The sequence below is a fragment of the Streptomyces sp. NPDC058664 genome (assembly GCF_042716635.1).
Lineage (GTDB): Bacteria > Actinomycetota > Actinomycetes > Streptomycetales > Streptomycetaceae > Streptomyces.
In genome coordinates this window covers 1-23,302 of the sequence record NZ_JBHXRW010000003.1, presented here as the reverse complement: position 1 = coordinate 23,302, position 23,302 = coordinate 1, and the positions used below count along the sequence as shown (strand labels likewise).

The 23,302-nt window shown below is 74.1% G+C and carries 16 protein-coding genes; 9 read left to right on the top strand and 7 right to left on the bottom strand.

Annotated features, from left to right (window positions below; all coding sequences use genetic code 11):
• Both ACFWUY_RS03205 and ACFWUY_RS03200 read left to right on the top strand, forming a co-directional pair.
• The gene (locus ACFWUY_RS03205; protein ID WP_384101444.1) at nucleotides 1-1,146 is read left to right on the top strand and encodes a M23 family metallopeptidase; all 1,146 of its coding nucleotides are present in this window, start codon (nucleotides 1-3) and stop codon (nucleotides 1,144-1,146) included.
• Nucleotides 1,147-1,308: 162 nt separating this feature from the next.
• Entirely contained in the window at nucleotides 1,309-2,259 is a 951-nt protein-coding gene (locus tag ACFWUY_RS03200) for an aldo/keto reductase (RefSeq protein ID WP_384101442.1), read from the top strand.
• Here the strand turns inward: ACFWUY_RS03200 and ACFWUY_RS03195 are convergent.
• The 4 genes from ACFWUY_RS03195 to ACFWUY_RS03180 form a co-directional block, all read right to left on the bottom strand.
• Entirely contained in the window at nucleotides 2,256-3,587 is a 1,332-nt protein-coding gene (locus tag ACFWUY_RS03195; protein ID WP_384101440.1) for a PrsW family intramembrane metalloprotease, read from the bottom strand. The genes ACFWUY_RS03200 and ACFWUY_RS03195 overlap by 4 nt on opposite strands.
• A 56-nt stretch (nucleotides 3,588-3,643) precedes the next feature.
• Nucleotides 3,644-4,408, bottom strand: coding sequence for a tRNA (guanosine(46)-N7)-methyltransferase TrmB (trmB, locus tag ACFWUY_RS03190; protein ID WP_384101928.1), 765 nt, complete (start codon nucleotides 4,406-4,408; stop codon nucleotides 3,644-3,646).
• 109 nt (nucleotides 4,409-4,517) lie between these two features.
• Nucleotides 4,518-5,702, bottom strand: a complete 1,185-nt coding sequence (gene lhgO, locus ACFWUY_RS03185; RefSeq protein WP_384101438.1) for an L-2-hydroxyglutarate oxidase — start codon at nucleotides 5,700-5,702, stop codon at nucleotides 4,518-4,520.
• 106 nt (nucleotides 5,703-5,808) lie between these two features.
• Nucleotides 5,809-7,248 carry an MFS transporter gene (locus ACFWUY_RS03180; protein ID WP_384101436.1) on the bottom strand — a complete coding sequence of 480 codons (1,440 nt, stop codon included), beginning with the start codon at nucleotides 7,246-7,248 and terminating at the stop codon, nucleotides 5,809-5,811.
• 569 nt (nucleotides 7,249-7,817) lie between these two features.
• Here ACFWUY_RS03180 and ACFWUY_RS03175 point away from each other — a divergent pair.
• The 4 genes from ACFWUY_RS03175 (at nucleotide 7,818) to ACFWUY_RS03160 (ending at nucleotide 14,203) form a co-directional block, all read left to right on the top strand.
• Nucleotides 7,818-10,052, top strand: a complete 2,235-nt coding sequence (locus tag ACFWUY_RS03175) for an asparagine synthase-related protein (protein WP_384101926.1) — start codon at nucleotides 7,818-7,820, stop codon at nucleotides 10,050-10,052.
• Nucleotides 10,053-10,079: 27 nt separating this feature from the next.
• Nucleotides 10,080-10,502, top strand: coding sequence for a Uma2 family endonuclease (locus ACFWUY_RS03170; RefSeq protein WP_384101434.1), 423 nt, complete (start codon nucleotides 10,080-10,082; stop codon nucleotides 10,500-10,502).
• Nucleotides 10,475-10,642, top strand: coding sequence for a hypothetical protein (locus ACFWUY_RS03165; protein ID WP_384101432.1), 168 nt, complete (start codon nucleotides 10,475-10,477; stop codon nucleotides 10,640-10,642). Before ACFWUY_RS03170 ends, ACFWUY_RS03165 begins: the two co-directional genes overlap by 28 nt.
• 72 nt (nucleotides 10,643-10,714) lie before the next feature.
• Nucleotides 10,715-14,203, top strand: a complete 3,489-nt coding sequence (locus ACFWUY_RS03160) for a BTAD domain-containing putative transcriptional regulator (RefSeq protein WP_384101429.1) — start codon at nucleotides 10,715-10,717, stop codon at nucleotides 14,201-14,203.
• Here ACFWUY_RS03160 and ACFWUY_RS03155 read toward each other — a convergent pair.
• Both ACFWUY_RS03155 and ACFWUY_RS03150 read right to left on the bottom strand, forming a co-directional pair.
• Nucleotides 14,190-16,304, bottom strand: a complete 2,115-nt coding sequence (locus ACFWUY_RS03155; protein ID WP_384101427.1) for a sigma-70 family RNA polymerase sigma factor — start codon at nucleotides 16,302-16,304, stop codon at nucleotides 14,190-14,192. The two genes, ACFWUY_RS03160 and ACFWUY_RS03155, sit on opposite strands and share 14 nt — an antisense overlap.
• A 248-nt stretch (nucleotides 16,305-16,552) precedes the next feature.
• On the bottom strand, nucleotides 16,553-17,338 hold the full coding sequence (locus ACFWUY_RS03150) for a TetR/AcrR family transcriptional regulator (protein WP_384101425.1): 786 nt from the start codon (nucleotides 17,336-17,338) through the stop codon (nucleotides 16,553-16,555).
• Between the two features lie 353 nt (nucleotides 17,339-17,691).
• Between ACFWUY_RS03150 and ACFWUY_RS03145 the strand changes: the two genes are divergently transcribed.
• Both ACFWUY_RS03145 and ACFWUY_RS03140 read left to right on the top strand, forming a co-directional pair.
• Nucleotides 17,692-19,056 (top strand): NAD(P)/FAD-dependent oxidoreductase, encoded by a 1,365-nt coding sequence (locus ACFWUY_RS03145; RefSeq protein WP_384101423.1) that lies wholly within the window; start codon nucleotides 17,692-17,694, stop codon nucleotides 19,054-19,056.
• Between the two features lie 106 nt (nucleotides 19,057-19,162).
• Nucleotides 19,163-20,830, top strand: a complete 1,668-nt coding sequence (locus ACFWUY_RS03140; RefSeq protein ID WP_384101421.1) for a SpoIIE family protein phosphatase — start codon at nucleotides 19,163-19,165, stop codon at nucleotides 20,828-20,830.
• On the opposite strand, the gene ACFWUY_RS03135 is transcribed toward ACFWUY_RS03140, so the two are convergent.
• Complete coding sequence (locus tag ACFWUY_RS03135; protein ID WP_384101419.1) at nucleotides 20,827-22,095, bottom strand: MFS transporter; 1,269 nt, start codon at nucleotides 22,093-22,095, stop codon at nucleotides 20,827-20,829. The two genes, ACFWUY_RS03140 and ACFWUY_RS03135, sit on opposite strands and share 4 nt — an antisense overlap.
• Nucleotides 22,096-22,250: 155 nt before the next feature.
• Between ACFWUY_RS03135 and ACFWUY_RS03130 the strand changes: the two genes are divergently transcribed.
• Nucleotides 22,251-22,817 carry a MarR family winged helix-turn-helix transcriptional regulator gene (locus tag ACFWUY_RS03130; protein WP_384101417.1) on the top strand — a complete coding sequence of 189 codons (567 nt, stop codon included), beginning with the start codon at nucleotides 22,251-22,253 and terminating at the stop codon, nucleotides 22,815-22,817.
• Nucleotides 22,818-23,302: the final 485 nt, after the last annotated feature.

The following is a 23,302-nucleotide window of genomic DNA, read 5'->3' as shown; positions in this document are numbered from 1 at the left end:
GTGGCGTCCAACACCCCCGCACCCGAAGTCCCCTTCGACGCCTTCGGAAGTGGTGCGGGTCCTGCCGCCCCGGACACCGAGTGGAACCCCACCGAGGGCTCCCTCCGCGCCGAGAGCCGCTCCGGCGGCCGGCACCGGGTCGTCAAGCAGCGCTCCAACTTCGCCCGCTCCTCCACCGTCCTCGGCGTCGGTGTCATCGCGGCCGTCGGCGCGGGCGGCCTCGCCACCGCGCAGGAGAAGCCGCCGGTGGCCATCTCGCTCCCGGACCTCCCGGACCTCGGTCTGCCGGACGCCCACGACCTTCCCGGCGTCGGCGACCTCCTCCCGGACGCGGGCACGTCGTCGGACGAGGACCTGACGGTCGCCGCGGCCCGCTCCAACCCGAACCCGCTCACCGTCGCCGCGTACACCACCGTCGACGACGACGAGCGGACCGGGACGGCCGCCGAGCAGGTGACGGGGAAGACGGCCGGCACCGCCGACGCGGGCGAGGCCCTGCGTGCGCGCATCCTCCAGCAGGCCGAGCAGCAGCAGGCCTCCGCCGACGCCGCCGAGAAGGCCGCGGCGGAGAAGGCGGCGGCGGAGAAGGCGGCCGCGGAGGCCGCGGCCAAGGCCGAGGCCGCGGAGAAGGCGGCCGCGGAGGCCGCTGCCGAGGCGAAGGCGAAGGCCGAGGCGGAGGCCAAGGCGAAGGCGGAGGCGGAAGCCGCGGCCAAGGCCGAGGCCGAGCGCCTCGCCCAGCTCGCCGCGAGCTACTCGATGCCGCTCTCCTCGTACTCCCTCACCGCCACCTACATGCAGTCCGGCTCGATGTGGTCCTCCGGCTACCACACGGGCCTCGACTTCGCGGCCCCCACCGGCACCCCGCTCAAGGCGGTCCACGGCGCCACCGTCAAGTCGGCGGGCTGGTCCGGTTCCTACGGCTACCGGATCGTCCTGGAGCTGGAGGACGGCACCGAGGTCTGGTACTGCCACCTGTCGTCCATGACGGTCGGCGTCGGCCAGACCGTGGGCACCGGCGAGACGATCGGCCGCGTCGGCGCCACGGGCAACGTCTCCGGCGCCCACCTCCACATGGAGGTGCACACGCCCGGCGGCGACGGCATCAACCCGGCGGACTGGCTCCGCTCCAAGGGCCTGACGGTCTGACCGCCTGACGGTCTGACCGCCGGGCTGCCTGGTCGCCGGGCCTGACCGGCGGGTGGATCGGCGGGCGGACCGGCGGGCCTGAGCAGCGGGCGGACCGGCGGGCCTGAGCAGCGGGCGGACCGGCCGCGGAATAGGCCCGGGGCCGGAGAGGGTTGCCCCTCCATGGCCTCTCTCCGCCCGCTGGGCAGTTCCGACCTGCACGTCTTCCCGCTCGCCCTCGGCGGCAACGTCTTCGGGTGGACGGCCGACGAGACGCGGTCCTTCGCCGTCCTCGACGCCTACGCCGCAGCCGGCGGCAACTTCGTCGACTCCGCCGACGTCTACTCCGCCTGGGCCGAGGGCAACGAGGGCGGCGAGTCCGAGACCGTCATCGGCCGCTGGCTCGCCTCCCGCGGCAACCGCGACGACATCGTCGTCGCCACCAAGGTCGGCGCCCACCCCCGCTTCAAGGGACTGGCCGCCGCCACCATCAAGGCCGGCGCGGAGGAGTCGCTGCGCCGCCTCGGCACCGACCGCATCGACCTCTACCACACCCACTTCGACGACGAGTCGGTCCCCGTCGAGGAGATCGTCACCGCCCTCGACCAGCTCGTGCGGGACGGCAAGGTGCGGGCGGTCGCGGCCTCCAACATCTCCCCGGAACGGCTGCGGGCCTCCCTCGACTTCGCCGAGGCCGAGGGCCTCACCCGGTACGTGGCCCTCCAGCCGCACTACAACCTGGTCTCCCGCGAGACCTACGAGGGCCCGCTCCTGAAGACCGTGGAGCAGGCCGGGCTCTCCGCCGTCCCGTACTACGGCCTCGCGTCCGGCTTCCTCACCGGCAAGTACCGCCCCGGCGCCACGGTCGACAGCGTCCGCGCCTCCGGTGCCGGCGGCCACCTGGACACCGAGCGGGGCCGGGCCGTGCTCTCCGCGCTCGACACGGTCGCCGAGGCGCACGGAGCGGAACTCGCCACCGTCGCCCTCGCCTGGCTCGCCTCCCGCCCGACGGTCGTCGCCCCGATCGCCTCGGCGCGTACGGTCGAGCAGCTCCCGGCGCTGGTCGCGTCCGCCGACCTCACCCTGACGGAGGCCGAGCTGACGCTCCTGACGGAGGCGTCGAACACTCCCTAACTCCGGTACGGGTTGTAGCCGTCGTAGTCCAGGTACTGCGGCGGCGCCCACGCCCGGCCCGTCGCCCGGGCCGCGTACGTCAGGGCCGGTGAGGCGACCTCGCGGCGCTGCCACAGGTGGTGGAGGAGTTCCTGCTCGCGGGCCGGGAAGTCGGGCCCCGCCGTGCCGCGCCGGGCCCGGTCCCGCAGGAACGCCAGGGTCGTCGCGAAGGACTCGTACTCGCCCACCGCCCGCGCGGCCGGCGGACCGTACGTCCGGGCGGCGAACGAACGGGCCACCTGACGGGCCCGCATCGAGGAGAGCGCGAGCGGCTCGGCGGGAGAGATCCAGCCGGCCGCCGCGTACGCCGGGAGCTCCCCGGATATCGTGCGCAGCTCCCGCTGACGGCTCCACACCGCGAGCCAGGTCAGCAGACCGAAGGCCGGGACCATGAGCGCCCCGTACACCGCGAAGAAGGCCCAGGGTCCGCCGAAGGTGGCCGAGCCGTTCCACGCGGCGTGCAGCCCCATGGCGAGCAGCAGCCCCGCGAGCGGCAGCAGCACCTTCCGGAGGCGCTTGCCGCGCGGGGCGAGTGCGGCGAAGCCGAAGCCGATGCCGGTGAGCACGGTGAAGAGCGGATGGGCGAACGGCGACATCACGACCCGTACGAAGAAGGTCGCGGCGGTCACCGAGCCGAGGCCGGAGGTGCCGAACTCCTGGTCCTCGCCGAAGGCGTTGCCGAGGTAGAGGATGTTCTCGGTGAAGGCGAAGCCGGTCGCCGTGAAACCGGCGACGACGACCCCGTCGACCAGGCCGCCGAAGTGGCGCCGCCGGAAGAGGAAGAGCAGCAGGATCGCGACCGCCTTCGCGCTCTCCTCCACGACGGGCGCGACCACCGTGGCGCCGAGGGTGTCCGCCGAGTCGGGGTCTGCGGTGGCCGTCGCGATCCAGCGGATCGCGAAGGTGTTCGCCAGGATCGCGACCAGGGCGGCGGCGAAGGCGCCCCAGGCGAAGGCGAAGAGCAGGTTCTTCCACGGGCCCGGCTCGACCCGGTCGAGCCAGCGGAACGCGGCCATCAGCAGCGGTACGGGCAGCAGGGCCAGGCCGAGACCGACGAGGAAGCCCTCGGTTCCGGTCTGCTCGCGGACCATCGCCAGGATGAACAGGGCGCAGATCGCGAGCACGGTGATGACGGCGACGGCTCGGACCACCCGGCTGCGCCAGAAGGCCCGGCGTGGCCGGTACCGCCACTGGGACCGGTCGGCGGCGGCGGGGAAGGCCGGCTCCTCGGTGTCCCGGTGCGGGACGGGAGCGGTTTCCGGCTGGTCGGCGGGGGCGGGGTTCGACACGTGAGCGACCCTAACGACCCCCACCGACACCGGGCGACGGAGTTACCCGCTCCGTGTCACTTCCGCCGGAAGAGGAGGTCGTGCACGACATGGCCCTTGTCCAGGCCCTGGCCCTCGAAGCGGGTGAGGGGCCGGAAGTCCGGGCGGGGCGCGTAACCGCCGTCGGCCTGGGTGTTCTCGAAGTCCGGATGCGCGGAGAGCACCTCCAGCATCTGCTCGGCGTACTCCTCCCAGTCCGTGGCGCAGTGCAGCTCGGCACCGGGCTTCATCCGGGTCGCGAGGAGGCTGAGGAACTCGGGCTGGACGAGCCGCCGCTTGTGGTGGCGCGCCTTGGGCCACGGGTCGGGGAAGTAGACGCGGCAGCCGTCGAGGGAGTCCGTGGCGAGCATCTCGCGGAGCAGGATGATCGCGTCGCCGTTGGCGACCCGGACGTTCGTCAGGCCGTTCCGGTCGGCGAGGCCGAGCAGATTGCCCTGGCCGGGGGTGTGCACGTCGACGGCGAGGATGCCGGTGCCGGGGTCGGCGGCGGCCATCTGCGCGGTCGCCTCGCCCATGCCGAAGCCGATCTCCAGGACGACCGGAAGACCGTCGAACATCTCGGCGAGGTCGATGACCCTCTTGCCGTCGATGTCGAGCCCCCAGTCGGGCCAGCGCTTCAGCAACGCCTCGGCCTGGCTGGTGGTGACACGGCTGCGACGCGGCTGGAAGCTGCGGATCCGCCGCTCGTGGTGGGACCCGGCGGGGTCGGGCAGAGGTCCCTCGCCGGGGGCGAACCTCTGGCTGCCCCGCCGGGCGGGGGGCTGGGCGGGGTGCGGGGTCATCTCAGGCTGCTCAGACACAATGCCCCCGATTCTACGGCGGGCCCCGGCGAGGGCGCGCTACGAGCGCGGGCACGCCACGAGCGAGGGCGCGGGTACGAGCCGGGGCGCTCTACAGCAGGGCCAGGGCCCGGCCCGCCACCTCCCGGCCGATCGGCAGCGACGCAGTCGCCGCGGGCGAAGGCGCGTTCAGCACGTGGACCGTGCGCGCCGCCTCCCGGATCAGGAAGTCGTCGACCAGCGTCCCGTCCCGCAGCACCGCCTGTGCCCGCACGCCCGCCGCCGCCCGGCGCAGGTCGGACTCCTCCACCACCGGAAGCAGCCGCCGCACCGCCTCCGTGAACGCCCGCTTCGACAGCGACCGGCGCAGCTCCCCCGACCCGTACCGCCAGTGCTTCCGGGCGATCGTCCACGAGCCGGGCCAGGCCAGCGTGCCGGCCAGCTCGCGCGGCCGGACGACGGACCAGCCGTACCCCTCGCGGGCGAGCGCCGGGACCGCGTTCGGCCCGATGTGGACGCCGCCGTCGATGCCCCGGGTCAGGTGCACCCCGAGGAACGGGAACGCCGGGTCGGGGACGGGGTAGACCAGGCCACGGACGAGCGAGGGGTCCGCGAGCTCGTAGTACTCCCCCCGGAAGGGGACGATCCGCATGCCCGGGTCGTCGCCGGCGAGCCGCGCGATCCGGTCGCAGTGCAGCCCCGCGCAGTTCACCAGGACCCGCGCCCGCACCACCCGGCCGTCCGCCGTCCGCACGGCGACCCCCCACGGCCGCCGGTCGATCACGGTGACCTCCGCCCCGTACAGGATCCGGGCGCCGGAGGACTCGGCGAGGCGGGCCGACACGGCCCCGTAGTCGCAGATGCCGGTCGTGCCGACGTGGATCGCGGCCAGACCCCGCACCCGTGGCTCGTACTCGCTGATCTGCGCCGGGCCGAGCTCGCGCACCGGGATGCCGTTCTCCCTGCCGCGCTGTACGAGCGCGTGCAGCCGGGGCAGCTCCTCGCGCGCGGTGGCGACGACGAGCTTGCCCGTCACCTCGTGCGGAATGTCCCACTCCGCGCAGAACTTGACCATTTCGGCCGCGCCCTCGACCGCGAACCGGGCCTTGAGCGACCCGGGCCGGTAGTAGATCCCGCTGTGGATCACCCCGCTGTTGCGCCCGGTCTGGTGGCGCGCGAGGGCGTGCTCCTTCTCCAGGACCGTGACCCGGGTGCCGGGAGCGGCGCGCGTCAGCGCGTACGCCGTCGACAGACCGACGATCCCGCCGCCGATCACCAGCACGTCACAGTCAAACACCAGCGCCACCTCCCACCCCCGATAGTGCACTGGCCCACTGACAAACCCGTGAAACCTCGCGCGACGTCACGAGACGCAGGTCACGCCCCAGGGGCGGTTGCTCCCCTCACGCCGGGGCGACGAGCAGCGGCCTCGCCCTCTCCCGCAGCTCCATGACGCGCGGCTCGTCCCCGTACGGTTCGAGCCGGTGCAGCAGGTCCCGTACGTACTCGGTCGTCCGCGCCGAGGAGATCCGGCCGGCCACCTCCACCGCGCGCGTACCGGCCGCGCAGGCCGCGTCCAGGTTGCCCGACTCCAGTTCGGCGACGGCGGAGACCACGAGCCGCAGCCCGTGGGAGCGGACGAACTCCTCGGTCGGCCGCAGGAGCGCCTGCTCGGTGAAGCGCCGCACCTCGTGGGGCGCCTTCAGGTCGCGGTAGCACTCCGCGGCGTCGGCGCAGAACCGGTCGTACGAGTAGAAGCCCAGCCAGGTCGGGTCGGCGTCGCCCTCCCGGGAGCGCTCCAGCCAGCCCTCGGCGGACTTGAGCGCGGCCGCGGCGGCGACTCCGTCCCCGGCCTTCGCGTGCGCGCGTGCCTCGACGAGCCGGAAGAAGGACATGGTGCGGGCGGTGGCGAGGCCCCGGTTCCGTTCGAGCGCGGCCTGGGCGAGGTCCACGCCCTCGTCGGCGAAGCCCCGGTAGGTGGCCTGGAGGGACATGGAGGCCAGGACGTAGCCGCCGAGGGGCACGTCGGCGGCGGCGCGGGCGAGCCGCAGCGCCTGGATGTAGTAGCGCTGGGCGGCCTCCTGCTGCCCGGTGTCGAAGGCCATCCAGCCGGCGAGCCGGGTGAGCTCGGCGGTCGCGCCGAACAGGGCCCGGCCGACCTCGTCCGAGTACGAGGCGAGGAGCAGCGGGGCGGCGTCCACGCGTAAGCACTCGGGGACCATGGAAGAACGCCAGTCCCCGCCGCCGTACTTGGAGTCCCAGCGGCGCGCGTCCTCGGCGGCCTCGCGGAGTTTGGCGACGTCGCTGTGGCCCACACGCGCGTGCTCCGCGACGGTGGCGGCCGTGATGCCGCCCGCCGAGCGCCGGGCCTCGCGCTCCACCGACGGGTCGGCGGGGGTTATCAGCCAGCGGGACGCGGGCGTCGCGTACGCGCTCACCGCGAAGGATCCGGCGAGCGACTGCCAGATCCCGCCGCCGGCGCGCCGCCCGGCGAGGTCGAGCCGGTACAGGTCGGTGGCCGAACGCACCGCCTCGCCCACGTCGCGCGGGAAGGCGAGCCCCACCTCGGGCGCCGGATCGGCGTCGGCGAGCCCGATCTCGTGCAGCGGCACGGGCCGGCCGAGCTTCTGCCCGATCGCGGCGGCGATCAGGTGCGGGGCGGCGCCCTGCGGCACCATGCCCTTCGACACCCACCGGGCGACCGAGGTCTTGTCGTAACGAAGCGTCAGGCCCCGTTGCGATCCGAGGTCGTTGACGCGCCGGGCGAGCCCGGCGTTGCTGATTCCCGCGAGGGCGAGAACCGTGCCGAGCTTTTCGTTCGGCCCGCGTTGCTCCCTGGACATGACGCCACCCCTCGACCACCCAGACGGCCGCCACGACGCCGGGCATAGGCGTGCGGCATTCGTAAACACAGCGTAGTTCGCCGCATCCCTACCGTTAAGGGGCGGTGTTCCGTATGGCGAGATTGTTGTGTGAACAGTCGGCGTGCGGGCCAGGTGGCCGGGATCGTGCTCCCGCCGTGTGGCCGTGCGCCCGGCCGTGCGCTCTCTCCGGGCCGTCGGGGGAGCGCTTCCATGAGGAACGCGTGGGTCGGCCCGCTCGGCCGGGAACGGTGTCCCGGACCGGTGGGCTGGGGGATACCGCCGCCCCATTCCCCGCGGGCGGCGGACGGCACCGGGAGGCGGGAGCGCCTCCCGGGCTGCCGTCGACCGGTGGGAAGCGGTGCGCGCGGGCCGAGGCCCGGACCCCTTCCACCCCCGCAGGGGAGGGTCGATATTTGGCCGAATGACGCCGGTGGCCAACTGGCCCATGCCAGGGGCGCATTCGGTTTCGCGCGTGTGCACCCGGACTCCGCCCCGTGCGCCGTTGTCGTGGCAGCATGTCTCCCACCGAAACGGATGTGGAGGCGCCGATGCGATGGCTGGTGGGCTGGAGCAGTGTCGCCGCGAGCTTCGCAACGACGGCCGGGGCGCGGGCGGGATCGGTGAGCGGCTCGTACGGCGGCGGGCACGGCGCCCACGGCTCGTACGACGGCGGTTACGGCGCCGGCCACGACAGCGGCTACGGCGGCTACGGCGGCGGGTACGGATCCGCCCCGTCCGCCGCCACCGAGGGGCGCACGGTGCAGCCGGTGGGCGCACAACTCCTCTGGGGCGACCCCGACCCCCTGTGGGTGGTCGGCGACTGGCGCCCCGACGAGGTGCGGGTGGTGGCCGTCGACGACCACACCCGTCTCGCCGTCCTCGGCTGTTGCGCCGCGAGCGACGAGGAGCTGCGGATCGGCCTGCTCACCGCGCGCGGAGGCGCGTTGCGGCACCTCACGGCCTGGCCCGGCAGCTACACGGCGGTCGTCAAGGCCGGCCGCCGGGTCACCGTCACCGGTGATCTCGCGGGCGCCCGGCCGGTGTTCCACACCCCGTGGGCGGGCGGCACCGCCTACGCCACCGCCGCCCTGCCGCTCGCCGACCTCGTCGAGGCCCAGCTCGACATCGGCCACCTGGCCGCGCTGCTCGCCTGCCCCGAGACCCCGGAGGCGCTGCGCGACTCCACCCCGTACGAGGGGGTCCGGCGGGTGCCGCCCGGCCACGCGCTGATCCTGCGGGAGGGATCGCGCGAGATCACCGGGTACGAGCAGGTCGCCTCGCTCGCGGTGGCGGCGGCCCAGGCCGACCCCCGGCAGGCCGTCGAAGGGGTACGGGACGCCCTGGTCGAGGCGGTCCGCGCCCGGCTCACCGCTCCCCGGCACGCGCCCGAGGCCCCGCTTCCCGACCCGGGGCCCGTCCCCGGCATGGGGCCCGCCGACCGGCGGGCGGCCCGGGGCGCGGGCCCGGCGCCGGGCATCGGCGCCGACCTGTCGGGCGGCAGCGCCTCCGGCACGCTCGCGCTGCTCGCGGCCGGGCTCCCCGGAGTGCCGGGCACGATCACCGGGCACGGCGCGGGCGCGGGGGAGCGGCTGCTCGCCGTCACCTTCAACGACCTGGCGACCCCGGCCGGTTCGGGCCGTGAGGACGAGCTGAAGCGGGCCGGGGAGCTCGCGGCCGACCCCCGCCTGCACCACGTGGTCGTCGCGGCCGGCGAGGAGGCGCTCCCGTACGCCGCCCTGGACGGGCCGCTCACCGACGAACCGGGGCCCGCGCTCGTCACGGCCGAGCGGCACCGGCGACGGCTCGCGGGCGGCAGCGCCGACCACTTCACCGGCATGGGCGCCAAGCAGGTCCTGGACGCGCACCCGGCACGCCTCGCGGACCTGCTGATGGACCGCAGGCGCCGCTCCCTGGTCCGTCCGGTGACGGCGCTGGCCAAGGCGACGGGGCCGTCGGCGGGATCGCTGCTCGTGCCGCTGACGGTGTACCGGGCGGCGCGGAAGCTGGCGCGCACCCCGTACCGGACGGGCCTGGAGTCGGCGGCCCGGCGGGTCCTCGAGGCGAACCGCACGGCGCCGGACGGCTTCGGCCCCCTGGAGGCGTCCCTCTCCGCGCTCACCTGGTCGCGGCCGGGTCCTGCGGCGCGCTGGCTGACGGGGGAGGCGCTGGCTGAAGTATCGGTTCGCCTGAACCGGGCGGCGACCCTGCCGGCCTCCGTCCAGCGCCCGGGCGAGGCACGCGCGCGTGCCGCCCTCGCGCGCGCCGCGGCCGACCACCGGGTCCTGGAACAGGCCGCCGAGATCCGCGGCCAGCGGCTCCACGCCCCCTTCCTCGACAACCAGGTGGTACGGGCCTGCCGGGCCCTCCCCGAATCGCTCCGGGTCCAGCCGGACGCGCGCGCGGGAGTCCTGCGTACGGTCCTCGCCGGCGCCGGCGTCCACGACCTTCCGCCCGGCTGGGGCGCCTCCCACCCGGCGGTCCCGGCCGCCGCCACGCGCGCGGGCCTGCGCGCCGCGCTGCCCGGGCTGCTCGCCCTCTTCGACGCCCCGCTCCTCGCCGACGCGGGCCTGATCGAGGCCCGCGTCGTCCGCGAGGCCCTCCGCGCGGCGGCCGACGGCGAACCGGTCCCGCTGGACGGCCTCGCCGACCTGGTCTCCACCGAACTCTGGCTCCGCCGCCTCCTGTCCCGCCGCGGCTCCTGCTGGACGAACACGACCGAACCCCGCGCCCACCGCGCGGTCCAGGGCCCGTTGATCCCGGCGTCGAGGTCGCTCCCGGCGTGAGGCCGCGCCGAGCGCGAGAATGACGCCGTGACGGCGGTGGAGCAGGTCTTCGAGCTGTACAGCGCCCAGGAGCCTGAAGGCCGGCGGTTGGAGCCGGTCGAGGGGGAGATCTGTATGACCTCGCCCAACGACGGGCAGCACGCGGAGATCGTGGCGGAGCTGCGTGACCAGGTGACGGGCCCCGACCGGCTGATCAGCTGCTACACCGGCATCGGGCTGAGGGTGCCCGGTGGAGCGGATTCGCCGCCTGGATCGGCAAGGTCGGCCGAAGGCCGTCTCGTACCGGACCTCGCGATCGCCCCCAGGGGCAGCTTCGCGAACGAACAGGTCTGGCGGCTCCCCGCTCCCGTCCTCCTCGTCGCCGAGGTGACCTCCGCCTTCACCGCCCACCGTGACCGCGTCCAGAAGGTCCGGGCCTACGCGTGCGCGGGCATCCCCTCTATCTGCTGATCGACCGCGAGGCGGGCGAGGCCGTCATGCACTCCGGACCCTCCGGCGATGTCTACGGCCACCAGTCCATCCACAAGCTGGGGACACAGGTCCCGCTGCCGCCCCCGCTCGGCCTCACGCTCGACACCTCGGCGTTCTGACGGCCGGACCCCTGAGGGCACACCCGGATAAACCCCGAGGCGCACCCGTAGCCCACCCGCCACAATGAGCCGGTGCGGTATCTCATCCTCGGCACCACCGAGGCCCTCGACCCCCGCGGCGCCCCCCTCCCCCTCGGTGGCGCCCGGCTGCGCGCGCTCCTCGCCGCGCTCGCGCTGCGCGGTGGTCGGCCGGCCTCCGCCACCGAGCTCGCCGACGACGTGTACGGGGACGACCCGCCGCAGGACGCGCCCGCCGCCCTCCAGGCCCTGGTCGGCCGCCTCCGCCGGATCCTCGGCAGGGAGGCCGTCGCCTCCACCCCCGGCCCCGGCTACCGGCTCGTCGCCACCCCCGACGACATCGACCTGTACGTCTTCGAGCGCCAGGTCAGGGACGCGGGCGCCCACCTCGACGCCGACGACCCCGACACCGCCGCCGCCCTCCTCAGGGAGGCCCTCGGCCTCTTCCGGGGCCCGGCCCTCGCCGACCTCCCCGACCCGGCGGGCGTCCGGCCCGAGGCCCAGCGGCTCGCGGCCCTGCGGCAGCGCGTCGAGGCCGACCTGCGCCGGGGCGCCACCGACGGGCTCGTACCGGAGCTGACCGAACTCACCACCACGTACCCGTACGACGAGGCCTTCCGCGCCCACCTCATCCGCGCCCTGCGGGCCGAGGGCCGCCACGCCGACGCCCTCGCGGCCTACGAGTCGGCCCGCCGCACCCTGGCGGACGCCCTCGGCACGGATCCGGGCCCCGAACTCGCCGCCCTCCACCACGAACTCCTCACGGGCGCGCGGCCCGAACGGGGGCCCCGTCCCGGCGGACGACGGGCCCCCACCGGCACCACAGAGGCAGCCGACGGGAGCCGCCCCCCGGGCCCCACCGCCCCGGCCGTCACCGCGCCGACCCCCACCACCCCGGCCCACCGAGCCGGCGAACAGACAACACCGCCCGAGACCACCGGCCCGACCGCGTCCCCCGCAGAGCCCGCCCCCGACCCGGCCCCCACTCCCGACCCGGCCCCCACCCCAGCCTCAGCCACTACCCCGACCCCCACTCCCACCCCCGAACCCGGCAACATCCGCCCCCGTCTCACCTCCTTCGTCGGCCGTGAGCCCGAGCTCGCCGCGCTCCGCGCCGACCTCGCCCGTTCCCGGCTCGTCACGCTCACCGGGCCCGGCGGTTCCGGCAAGACCCGGCTCGCCGAGGAGGTCGCGCTCCGGGTGGTCGGACCGGCCGCCTGGATCGCCGAACTGGCGCCGCTCGACGACCCCGAGGCACTCCCCGGCGCCGTCCTCTCCGCGCTCCGGCTCCGCGAGATCAACCTGATCACCCGCGACGGCGTGCCCCTCAAGGACGACCCCACCGCCCAGCTCGTCGAGCACCTGGCCGACCGCCCCCTCCTCCTCGTCCTGGACAACTGCGAGCACGTGATCGACGCGGCCGCCGCCCTCGCCGAGACCCTCCTCACCCACTGCCCGCGGCTCCGCGTCCTCGCCACCAGCCGCGAACCCCTCGGCGTCCCCGGCGAGTCGGTCCGCCCCGTCGAGCCCCTCCCGCCCGACCCGGCCCACCGGCTCTTCGCCGAGCGCGCCCGCGCCGTACGCCCGTCCTTCGACCTCACAGGGAACGGTGACCTCACCGGGAACGGCGACCTCGCCGGAGACGGCGGCGCGGCCGTCGACGAGATCTGCCGCCGCCTCGACGGCCTGCCGCTCGCCATCGAACTGGCCGCGGCCCGGCTGCGGCTGCTCACCCCGCGCCAGATCGCCGACCGCCTCGACGACCGGTTCCGGCTCCTCACCTCCGGTTCCCGCACGGTCCTGCCCCGCCAGCAGACCCTGCGCGCGGTCGTCGACTGGTCCTGGGAGCTGCTCGACCCCGACGAGCGCACCCTGCTCCGCCAGGTCTCGGTCTTCGCCGGCGGCTGGGACCTCGCCGCCGCGGAGGCCCTCTCGCCGCGCGCCGCCGACTCCCTGGGCGCCCTGGTCGACAAATCCCTGGTCGTCGCCACCCCCACCGAGGGCGGCGAGATGCGCTACCGGCTCCTGGAGACCATCCACGAGTACGCGGCCGAGCGGGCCGCCGAGACCCCGGCGCTCCTCGCCGCCGCCGAGGCCACCCACACCGCCCACTTCACGGCGCTCGCCGAGGCCGCCGAACCCAAGCTCCGCTCGGGCGAGCAGCTCCCGTGGATCGAGCGGATCGAGCGCGACCTCGACAACATCCGTGCCGCCCTGCACCGCACCCTCGTCACAGCCCCCGACGAGGCCGCCGCCCACCGTCTCGTCTTCGCCATGGGCTGGTTCTGGTGGCTGCGCAACTACCGCCCCGAGGGCCAGGCCTGGACGGATCGGGCGGTCGCGCTCGGCGACGACCCGGCGGACCCCGCCGATCCCCGCTACTGGCCGCGCATGCACCTGCGCATGCTGCAGTTCTTCCTCGCGGTGGAGAGCAACACGATGGGGGACTTCCTGGTACCGGAGACGGCCGCGCTCGTCCGGCGTGTGCGTGCCGCGTTCGGGGCGCGTCCCGGCCCGGAGGGAGCCCGCTTCCCCGGACTGCTGTGGCCGTTCACCGCGTACCTCACCGAGGAACCGGACGTGATCCGGGGCCTCCTCGACGTCGCCGTCGCCAACTGCCGCCGCCACGGCGGCGACTGGGAGGTCGGCGTCAGCCTCATGTTCCGTACGCACATGGTCGTCGACATGCCGGGCGGCATGCCCGGCATCGACGAGGACCTGGCCGAGCTCCGGGCGCTCTCCCGCCGGGTGGGCGACCGCTGGATGGGCGCGCAGATCGCGAGCGCGGCGGGAGAGGCCCATCTGTTGCGCGGCCGCCACGAGGAGGCCGCCGAGGCGTACGAGGAGGCCCTCGGTCTGGCCCGTGAGGTCGGTGCCCACGCCGAGAGTCCGTTCCTCCTCGCCCGGATGGCCGAACTCGCCTACAGCAAAGGGGACATGGAGGCAGCTGAGCGGGGCCTCGACGAGGCCGCACGGGAGGCCGAGCGCCACCACGTACGGGACACCCAGACGTTCGTCTGCTTCCTGCGCGCCGCCCTCGCCCTCTACCGGGGGGACGTCACGGGGGCCCGCGCCCAGCTGGAGGAGGCGGGCCGGACGGTCGCGCTCGGCGCGCCGCCGCCGCACTTCGAAGCGGTGGTGACCGGTCTCGTGGCCCGCGTGGAGGCGTACGAGGGCCGGGGCGCCGCCGCGGTCACCACGGCCGCCTCGGCGCTGCGGGCCGCGCGGGACGCGCAGTGCGCGGACTTCGTCACCATGGGCCTGGCGGAGGGCCTCGCCCTCACCCTGTCCGAGGCGGGTGAACAGGCCCTCGCGATACGGATTCTGGCGGCCGTCGACGGCTGGCGCGGCGACCTCCCCCGCTCGGTCCCCGGACTGAGGGAGGCCGAGGCCGTGAGGGCCGGGGCGCTCGCCGCGCTCGGTCCGTCCGGCCTCGCCGTCGCCCGCGAGGCGGGGGCGGGCCTCGGCATCGACGAGATACTGGCCCTCGTGGCACCCGTCGCCGGTCCCCTGGACGCGGACGGGTGCGTCAGGAGCAGCTGATCCGGGACTCGGCCCAGTCGGCGACCGCGGCACGGCCGAACGGCGTGTGCTCCTCCACCACGAGCCGGATCGTTTCGCGGCCGGTGATGTCGACGTGCACGGGGACCGGCGGGTCGCCCGGCCGGACCACGTCGGACCGCCAGAGCCGCTCCTCGTCCCCGTACACGGAGAAGCGGACCCCGCCGACACCGAGCGGGGCGCTCAGGTCGTCGACACCGACGATCGCGTCGTAACGCGCGCACTGCCGGTTGAGGTCGATGAGCAGCGACGACGGCGTGTGGACGCTGACCCCGTGCGCGTACGAGGTGCCGCCGATGGAGAGGCCTTCGCGCGGCCACATCCAGCTGCTGTCGGAGAGCGAGACCTCGGGCTCGGTGCCGTCGCCGAAGATCCCGTACCGCAGCTCGTCGACCTGGTAGACGGACGGCGGCGCGGGCGGCGGGGCCGGCTTCTGCGAGGGCTTCTCCGGGCTCGGCGTCGGCGTCGGCGTCGGCGTCGGTGTGGGCGTCGGCTTCGGGCTCGGCTTCGGCGGGGGCGGCGGTGGCGGCGTCGGCTTCGCGGGGCTCGGGGTGGGCGAGGGCTTCTCCGGGCTGGGCGTCGGCGTGGGCGCCGGCGGCTCGGACGTCACGGGCGTGGGCGGCGGTACGGGCTTCGGCGTCGGTCTCGGCGGGGGCGCGGGCTCCGCCGGTACGACGGGGGTGACGACCGGCTGCGTCGGCTTGGGCGCGGCCACGGGCTGCGGGTCCCCGGACATGGCCCAGACGAGTCCGGCGGCCGCGGCGACGGCCATGGCGGCCGCGATGCCGGCCTTCGCGGGCGCGCCGAGCCCTTCGGCGGCGGCCCCGCCGGAGGCCGCGCCGCCGGAGGACCCGGCCGCGGCGGCCGCGGCGCCCGCACCGGCCGCGCCGACGGCGCCACCGGCGACGACTCCGGCCGCCTTGAGCGAGTACCCGGCGGCGAACCAGCCGATGACGGCGACCGGCAGCAGCGCGGGGATCCCGGCGTTGACGTGCGCCAGCTCACCGGCGGCGAGCCGGCACTTGGCGCACTCGTCCAGGTGCTTGCGCAGTCCGCGTTCGGCGCGCATCCGCAGGCCGCCGCGCGCGTAGGCGCCGAGCCGGTCCGCGTACCGGGCGCAGTCGCCGCCGGCCGTCAGGGACTGGCTGACGTGGGCCTGGAGGTACGCCTGCTTGAGGCCTTCGCGGGCGCGGCTGGCGAGCACGGCCGTGGCGTTGGCGGTGAGCCCGAAGAGCGGCGCGACCTCGCTCGGCGACTCCTCCTCGACGGTGGTGTGCCACAGGACGGCCTGCCAGCGCTCGGGCAGCGAGCGGAAGGCCTGCATGGCGAGCGACTGCTCGGCCTCGTGCATCGCGCGCACGTCCGCGCCGAGGTCCATCGTGTCTTGGTCGGAGACCTCGGAGGAGCGGGCGGCGTCCGCCGCGAACAGGGCGAAGTCCTCGACGAGGTGTTCCCGCTTCTGGGTCCTGGCCCAGTTCGCCGCGACCCGGCGGACGGTGGTCATGAGGTAGGCGCGTACGGCCTGTTCGGGCCCGGCCCCGCCCCTGACCGCCTGGAGGGTACGGGTGAAGACCTCGGCGGTGAGGTCGTCGGCGGTGTGGGCGTCCCGGCAGCAGGTCCTGGCGTACCTGCGCACGGCCTCGGAGTGGCGGTGGAACAGTTCCTCGTACGCGGAGCCGTCGCCGTTCCGCATGAGCTGGACGAGCTCGGCGTCGGACGGCGGCAGTTCGACGGGCGGCGGAAGGACGGTGTCGGGTTCGTCGGCCTCGGCGTCGTGATCGGCCCCGTCGGCCTCGGCGTCGTGATCGGCACCGGCGGGATTCGCAGCGCCGGCGCGGTCCACGACGCCGGTGAATCCCTCGGCGGTCACTCCCCCGGCGCTCCAGGATCCGGGGCCCGGCCCCCATCCGGAGACCTTGCCCTCGCGCTGCTGGGGCACGCTCGCGTCGAGGAGCTCCGCCGTCGCGTCCGGCGCGCTGGGGAAACCTCCCGGCCCCCCCTGATTCGGCACCTGCCCGGCGGGGAGGTCCCCGGTCTCCGCGGTGCCGCCGCCCAGTGGATCGTCCCGACCGTCACCGCTCATCGCGGAAGCCCCCGTACGCACGCCCAGACCCGAACACCGGCTCAGCCTGCCACAGAGCGCGGGCACGCCGAGGCGCCGTGACCACTTACCACTCGTCCGGGGCGACTTCGTGTATCCGGGCGTAACCGCTCACACGTTCGTGTCGAACGCGTTGGTCCACCCGGACCACGAAAGCGTGACTCGTGACGTACGGGCACACGAGGGACGAGCACGGTGTACGGGCACGGCGTACGGGTACGGGCCCGCCCCTACCGGGAGCGCAGCCCCTCGAGCAGGATGTCGAGGAGCCGGGTCGAGGCCGCCGCCTGCTGCACCGCGTCCGGCAGGGCCGGGGCCGCGGTGGCGATGACGAGGAGGACGTCCGCCACGGTCACGTCCGCCCGCAGCTCACCCGCCTCACGCGCCCGGTCGACCAGCCGGCCGACCACTTCGAGCAGCTCCGTGGCGCCCGCGTCGTCCCGCTCCTCGGCCGGCACGGCCCGCGGCGCGATCACCCGCGCGTCGGCCTGCCCGGCGACACCCCGCTGGTACGGCACCCGGGCCGCGTCGTCCGTGTCGTCATCGGGAACCGGCACCACGGGGTCGTCGACGCCCACCCGCAGCACCTGCGGCGGAAGGAGACGGCCGGCGCCCGAGGCGACCGAGGTCCGCAGGAACCGGGAGAGCGCCGACCACGGCTCCTCCTCCTGGCCCAGCGCGGCCCGCGCCTGCTCGGTCAGCCGGGAGGTCTCCTCCTCGGCTATGCGCCGCACAAGGACGTCCTTGCTCGGGAAGCGCCGGTAGACGGTGCCGACACCGACACGGGCGCGGCGAGCCACGTCCTCCATCGGAGCGCCGTAGCCGAGCTCGCCGAACACCTCGCGCGCGGCGCGCAGGACGTGCTCCAGATTGCGCTGGGCGTCCACCCGCAGCGGCGCGGACCTGCCGCCTGCCGCCGGTGCGCCGTTGCGCTCGGAGCCGGCGCCCGCGTGGAGGCCGTCGTCGACGGTCGCCGTCCCGGCGCCCGTCTGCCATCGTGAATCCTGAATATGCATAAGCGTTCCCCCGCTCATGATGTCTCCCCCCGGAGACTCCCCGCCCTGACACGGGGCTTCCGGCCGGTGAGCGCTTCGGTCCACGCGCTCCCCTCCGACACCCCGACGAACTACGAACATAGTTGAGTCGGGGTCAATTCAGAAGGGGGAGTTCCGTACGGTGCGCCCCCCGATCGGAGCAAGGACCGGAACACTCCCGATTCCGACCCACCACCGGACCGGGCGCGACCACCCTGACCTGCACCGTTTCCCCCGCACCCCGGGTACGCGCCACCCCGCGCCTCCGTACCCCTCCGGTCACACAATTTGCCGAGGCTGTGGACAAACCACGGACGGGAGTGCGTCATGGGACAGTGACCCAACCTGCGCGCATTCTCGTGGTCGGCGGTGGCTACGTCGGCATGTACACCGCGCTGCGCCTCCAGCGGCAGCTCAGGGCCGAGCTGAGAGCCGGCACCGTCGAGATCGTGGTGGTCACCCCCGATCCGTACATGACGTACCAGCCGTTCCTGCCCGAGGCCGCCGCCGGCTCGATCTCCCCGCGCCACGTCGTCGTACCGCTCCGCAGGGTTCTCGACCGCTGCCGGCTCGTCATCGGCGAGGTCACGTCCGTCGACCACGCCAAGCGGACCGCGTCCCTCTCGACTCTCGCCACCGCCGAGGAGGCCACCGGCGCCGTCGACCTCACCTACGACGAGCTGGTCATCGCGCCGGGCTCGGTCTCCCGCACCCTCCCGGTCCCGGGCCTGCCCGACCACGGCATCGGCTTCAAGACCGTCGAGGAGGCCATCGGCCTGCGCAACCACGTCATCGAGCAGATGGACATAGCCTCCTCGACCCGGGACCCGGGACTCCGCGACGCCGCCCTGACCTTCGTGTTCGTCGGCGGCGGGTACGCGGGCGTGGAGGCGCTCGCCGAGCTGGAGGACATGGCCCGCTACACGGCCCGGTACTACCACAACGTCAAGCCCGAGGACCTGAAATGGGTCCTCGTCGAGGCCACGGACCGGATCCTGCCCGAGGTGGGCGAGGAGATGGGCCGGTACGCCATCCGTGAGCTGCGCGGCCGGAACGTCGACGTACGCCTGGAGACCCGCCTCGAATCCTGCGAGGACCGGGTCGCCGTCCTCAGCGACGGCACCCGGCTGCCCACCCGCACCGTCGTCTGGACCGCCGGGGTCAAGCCCGCGCCCGTCCTCGCCGAGACGGACCTGCCGCGGAACGAACGCGGCCGGCTCCGCTGCACGGCCCAGCTCGCCGTTGAGGGCGTCGCCCACGCCTGGGCCGCCGGTGACGCCGCCGCCGTCCCCGACGTGACCGCGGAGGAACCGGGCAGGGAGTGCGCGCCCAACGCGCAGCACGCCGTCCGCCAGGCCAAGGTCCTCGCCGAGAACATCGCGGCCTCCCTGCGCGGGCAGCCGCTCAAGGAGTACGCGCACGCGTACGCCGGTTCCGTCGCGTCCCTGGGCCTCCACAAGGGCGTCGCGCACGTCTACGGACGGAAACTCAAGGGATATCCGGCCTGGTTCATGCACCGTGCCTACCACCTGAGCCGGGTGCCCACCTTCAACCGCAAGGCCCGGGTGCTCGCCGAATGGACCCTGTCCGGCCTGTTCAAACGGGAGATCGTCTCCCTCGGGTCGCTCGAACACCCCCGCGCCGAATTCGAACTCGCCGCCGCACCGCCACCCGCTCCCGGCGACAAGCCGTCGTCCTGACATCACTGTCAGTGCACTCGTCCACACTGGGCGTGTGACCATAGGTGGACTCACACCTGCACAGCGTGACTCTGCACGGCACCGACACCACGAGGCATACAGATCCGTGAACTTCACCCGTTGGAGCGCCCGGCTCCCCGGCACACAGCGCCGCGCGGCGCGGGGGACCGAAGGCTCCGTGCCCGCCGCCCGCGGTGAGTACGCGCGGCAGCCGGGGCAGCTCGGCCACGAGGCCACCGACACCGCCGAAGCCGTCGGGGCCGCCGGCGTCCCCGCCCTGGAGGACTTCTCCGTACGGGAGCTCCTCGGCCGTCTTCCCGGCCTGGTCGCACTCGTGTACGGCCCGGAGCACCGCATCGCGTACGTCAACGACGCCTACGCCGCCGCCTTCGGACCGCGCCCCGCGGGCGCCACCGTCGCCGACACCTGCCCGGAGGCCGAGGAGCTCGGGCTGCTGCCCCTCATCGACCAGGTGCTGCGCAGCGGCAAGCCCCGCACGGTCAAGTCCCGCCGCACCCAGGACGGCGGCTCGTACACGGTCACGTGCCTGCCCGTGGACGGTCCCCACCTCGACGGCGGAGTCCTCGTCCACGCCGCGGACGTCACCGACCACGCCGAGGCCGCCGAGCGGCTCCGGGCCAGCGAGCGCCGCCACCGCGAGACCGCCGTCACCCTCCAGCGCTCCCTGCTCCCGCAGGACCTCGAGCACCCCGACGACCTGCGGATCGCCGCCACCTACCAGCCCGGCGGCACCGACGCGGCCGTCGGCGGCGACTGGTACGACGTGATCACCCTCGGCGCCGGCCGCACCGCGCTCGTCATCGGGGACGTGATGGGCCGGGGCGTGCGCGCAGCCGCCGTCATGGGCCAGCTCCGCACCGCCGTCCGGGCCTACGCGCGCCTGGACCTGCCCCCGCACGAGGTCCTCCAGCTCCTCGACGGCCTCGCCGCCGAGATCGACGCCAGCCAGATCGCCACCTGTGTGTACGCGATCCACGACCCCAACGAGGGCAAGCTGGTCTACGCCTCCGCGGGCCACCTCCCGATCCTCGTACGGGACGAGGACGGCACCGTCCGGCGCGCCGAGGACCCGACCGGACCGCCGCTCGGCACCGGCGGCTGGCTGCACACCTCCGGCTCCATCGCCCTGCCGCCCGGCTCCACCGCCGTCCTCTACACCGACGGCCTCGTCGAGCGCCGCCGCGAGGACATCGACGAGGGGGTCGCGGCCCTGGCCCGCGCCCTCTCCGGCGCCAGCGGCACCCCGCAGGTGGTCTGCGACCGGCTGCTCCGCTCCCTCGGCGTCACCGCCGAGCACGACGACGACGTGGCCGTCCTCGTCGTCCAGCACCCCTCCCGCGAGGGAGCGGACGCGGAGCTCTTCCACAACGCGGCCCTGGAACTCCTCGGCGGGGTGGAAGCGGCTTCCCGCGCGCGTGCCTTCGCCTCCGGGGTCCTGTCGTCCTGGCGCTTCCCGGTGGAGCTGCGCGACCTGGGCGTCCTCGCCACCAGCGAACTCGTGGCGAACTCCCTCCAGCACGGCACCCCGCCCATGCGGCTGCGGCTGCGCCGCACGGACCGCCGCCTGATCATCGAGGTGACGGACGGGGACGACCACCTGCCGCGCCGCCGCAGGGCGGAGACGGAGGACGAGGCGGGCCGCGGTATCTCGATCATCGCGACGATCGCCTCGTCCTGGGGAAGCCGCCGCACCCCTGGCGGCGGCAAAGCGGTGTGGTGCGAGTTCGCCCTGCCGGACCGGAAGTCCGACTAGGCGGCGGCGGTCTCCGGCTCCGGCTGGTGCCGGGCGACGACCTTCGAGGGCCGCACGGCGAGCGACGGCCGGTCCTGCTCCGGGGTCAGCTGCCGGCCGAGCCGCACGGCGAGGAACGTGATGCCGAGCGAGAAGAGCACGAAGGTCACGATGTACGGACCGTGCAGCGCGGCCCCCATGGGCCCGCCCACGGCCGGTCCGACGGCCAGCGCCAACTGCTTGACCAGCGCGAAGGCCGAGTTGTACTGCCCGACCATCGACTCCGGCGCGAGATCGGCCACCAGGGGCGCCACGGTCGGCGACAGCATCGCCTCACCGAGCCCGAAGAGGGCGTACGTGGAGACGAAGGCCGCCGTCGCCATGGCCTGGCTGCCGTGCCCGAGGCCCGCGTACCCGGCGATCAGCCAGGCCACGGCCCAGATCAGACCCACGGCCGCGATCACCCGGGACCGCCTGCGGCGCTCGACGAACCTCAGCACCAGGAACTGGGCGGCCACGATCACCGCCGTGTTGGCGGCGAGCGCGATGCCGAGCGTCGAGGGCTGGATGCCGGCCGCCTCGGTGCCGTACGCGGCGAGCCCCGACTCGAACTGTCCGTAGCAGGCGAAGAAGAGGACGAAGCCGAGGACGCACAGCTGGACCATCGCCCTGTGCCCGAGCAGCGCCCGAAGACCGCCGCCCTTCCCGCCCTCCGACGGCCGGGCGTCCTGGAACGCGGGTGACCCGGGCATCCGCACGGTCCCGACGACCGCCGCGAGAACGAGGAACATCGCCGCCTCGATCGAGAACAGCAGGATGAAGCTGCCGGGCCGGCTCGTGTCGACGAGCAGACCGCCGATCAGACCGCCGACACCGAGCCCGAGGTTCTGCAGGAAGAACTGCGTGGCGAAGGCCCGGGTACGACCGACGGGCGTCGAGCACCAGACGATCATCGTGGCGAGCGCCGGCTGGAGCACGGCCGTACCGGCACCGAGCAGCGCCGCCGCGCCCACGGCGGCGGGCACGCTGGAGGCGAACCCCATGCCCACGGCCCCGACGGCCGCGACGACCGAAGCCACGAGCAGAACGGGCACGGGCCCGCGCCGGTCGATGGCCCGTCCGCTGAACGGCAGCACCACGAGCGCGGCCATGGCGAAGACGGCCAGGACGATGCCCGCCGTGGCCGCGCCCAGATCCCGCACCTGAGCGACGTACACATAGAGGTACGGCACGGTGAAGCCGAGTCCGAACGCGCTCAGCGCGCTGCCTGCCTGAATGCGGCGCATCGCTGCGCCCCTCGCCTTGGTCACACTCACCCACTTCGATCACAGGTTCAGACGTGTAGGCCTGAACCTTGAAGACTTCAACGCTAAAGTTAACGTCTCAACAGTACACACCGAAGGACTTCAACGCCAACGAGACCCGTGGGATACTCGCCCCCATGTCCGAAAACCCCGAGCGGTCCGGCCCGCAGGCTCCCCAGGAGCCGACCCTCGACGAGCAGATCGCCGCCTACCAGCGCGAGTTCCGCGACCTCGACCCCCAGGTCGAGAAGGTCGTCTCCGCCCTCGGCCGGCTGAACCGCCGCATGAACGTGGCGTACGGACGCCAGCTCGCCGACCTCGGCATCAGCAACGCCGAGTGGGAGGTCCTCAAGACACTGGTCCTCGCGGGCGAGCCCTACCGCCTGGGCCCCGGCGAGCTCGCCAAGCGCCTCGGCCTCACCCCGGCCGCGATGACCCACCGCATCGACCGCATGGCCGGCGAAGGCCTGGTCACCCGCGACCGCGACGAGAACAACCGGGTCCGCGTGATCGTCGAGCTCACCGACGAGGGCCGGTCGAAGTGGCTGGAGGCCATGCGGATGGCCACGGACTTCGAGGAGGACCTCCTTCAGGACCTCACGGGAGAAGAGAGGGGAGTCCTCGCCGAGATGCTCATCCGCCTCCTGCGCCGCGTGGAGCTCACCCAGCCCGACGCCGGCGGCCGCCTGACGGACCTCGACTGACCCCTCGCGTCCCACCGGGAGGGGGTTGACACGCCCCTGGCGGATGCGTAGTGTTCTCCGAGTTGTCACAGAGCCGGAACGGTTCTTCGACAACTACTCCGCCGCTGAAAGCGGCACCTCTACTCCGCACGATCTCCCCACCGGGAAGAATTTCGGCATGCCGAAATTCATTTCGAAAGCTCGATTATGAGTCGCCGGGGAAATCCGCTAGAGTTTGAGACGTCGGAACGGCCCAACAGCCGCAAAGACAAACCCCGCTGACTGGGAATCAGACGCCGAAAACATCTGATAGAGTCGGAACCGCCGGAAGGGCCCGGAGCGAAAGCGAAAGGGACCGGAAAGCGCCGAGGAAATCGGGTCGGAAAGATCTGATAGAGTCGGAAACGCAAGAACACGAAGTACCGGAGGGAAAAGCCCGGAGGAAAGCCCGTGAGGGTGAGTACGAAGGAAGCGTCCGTTCCTTGAGAACTCAACAGCGTGCCAAA

Coding starts and splice junctions, on each gene's coding strand:
- ACFWUY_RS03130 (WP_384101417.1), top strand. CDS start 22,251: ATGTCCGAAAACCCCGAGCGGTCCGGCCCGCAGGCTCCCCAGGAGCCG.
- ACFWUY_RS03150 (WP_384101425.1), bottom strand. CDS start 17,338: ATGCATATTCAGGATTCACGATGGCAGACGGGCGCCGGGACGGCGACC.
- ACFWUY_RS03180 (WP_384101436.1), bottom strand. CDS start 7,248: ATGTCCAGGGAGCAACGCGGGCCGAACGAAAAGCTCGGCACGGTTCTC.
- ACFWUY_RS03175 (WP_384101926.1), top strand. CDS start 7,818: ATGCGATGGCTGGTGGGCTGGAGCAGTGTCGCCGCGAGCTTCGCAACG.
- trmB (WP_384101928.1), bottom strand. CDS start 4,408: ATGACCCCGCACCCCGCCCAGCCCCCCGCCCGGCGGGGCAGCCAGAGG.
- ACFWUY_RS03135 (WP_384101419.1), bottom strand. CDS start 22,095: ATGCGCCGCATTCAGGCAGGCAGCGCGCTGAGCGCGTTCGGACTCGGC.
- ACFWUY_RS03200 (WP_384101442.1), top strand. CDS start 1,309: ATGGCCTCTCTCCGCCCGCTGGGCAGTTCCGACCTGCACGTCTTCCCG.
- ACFWUY_RS03155 (WP_384101427.1), bottom strand. CDS start 16,304: ATGAGCGGTGACGGTCGGGACGATCCACTGGGCGGCGGCACCGCGGAG.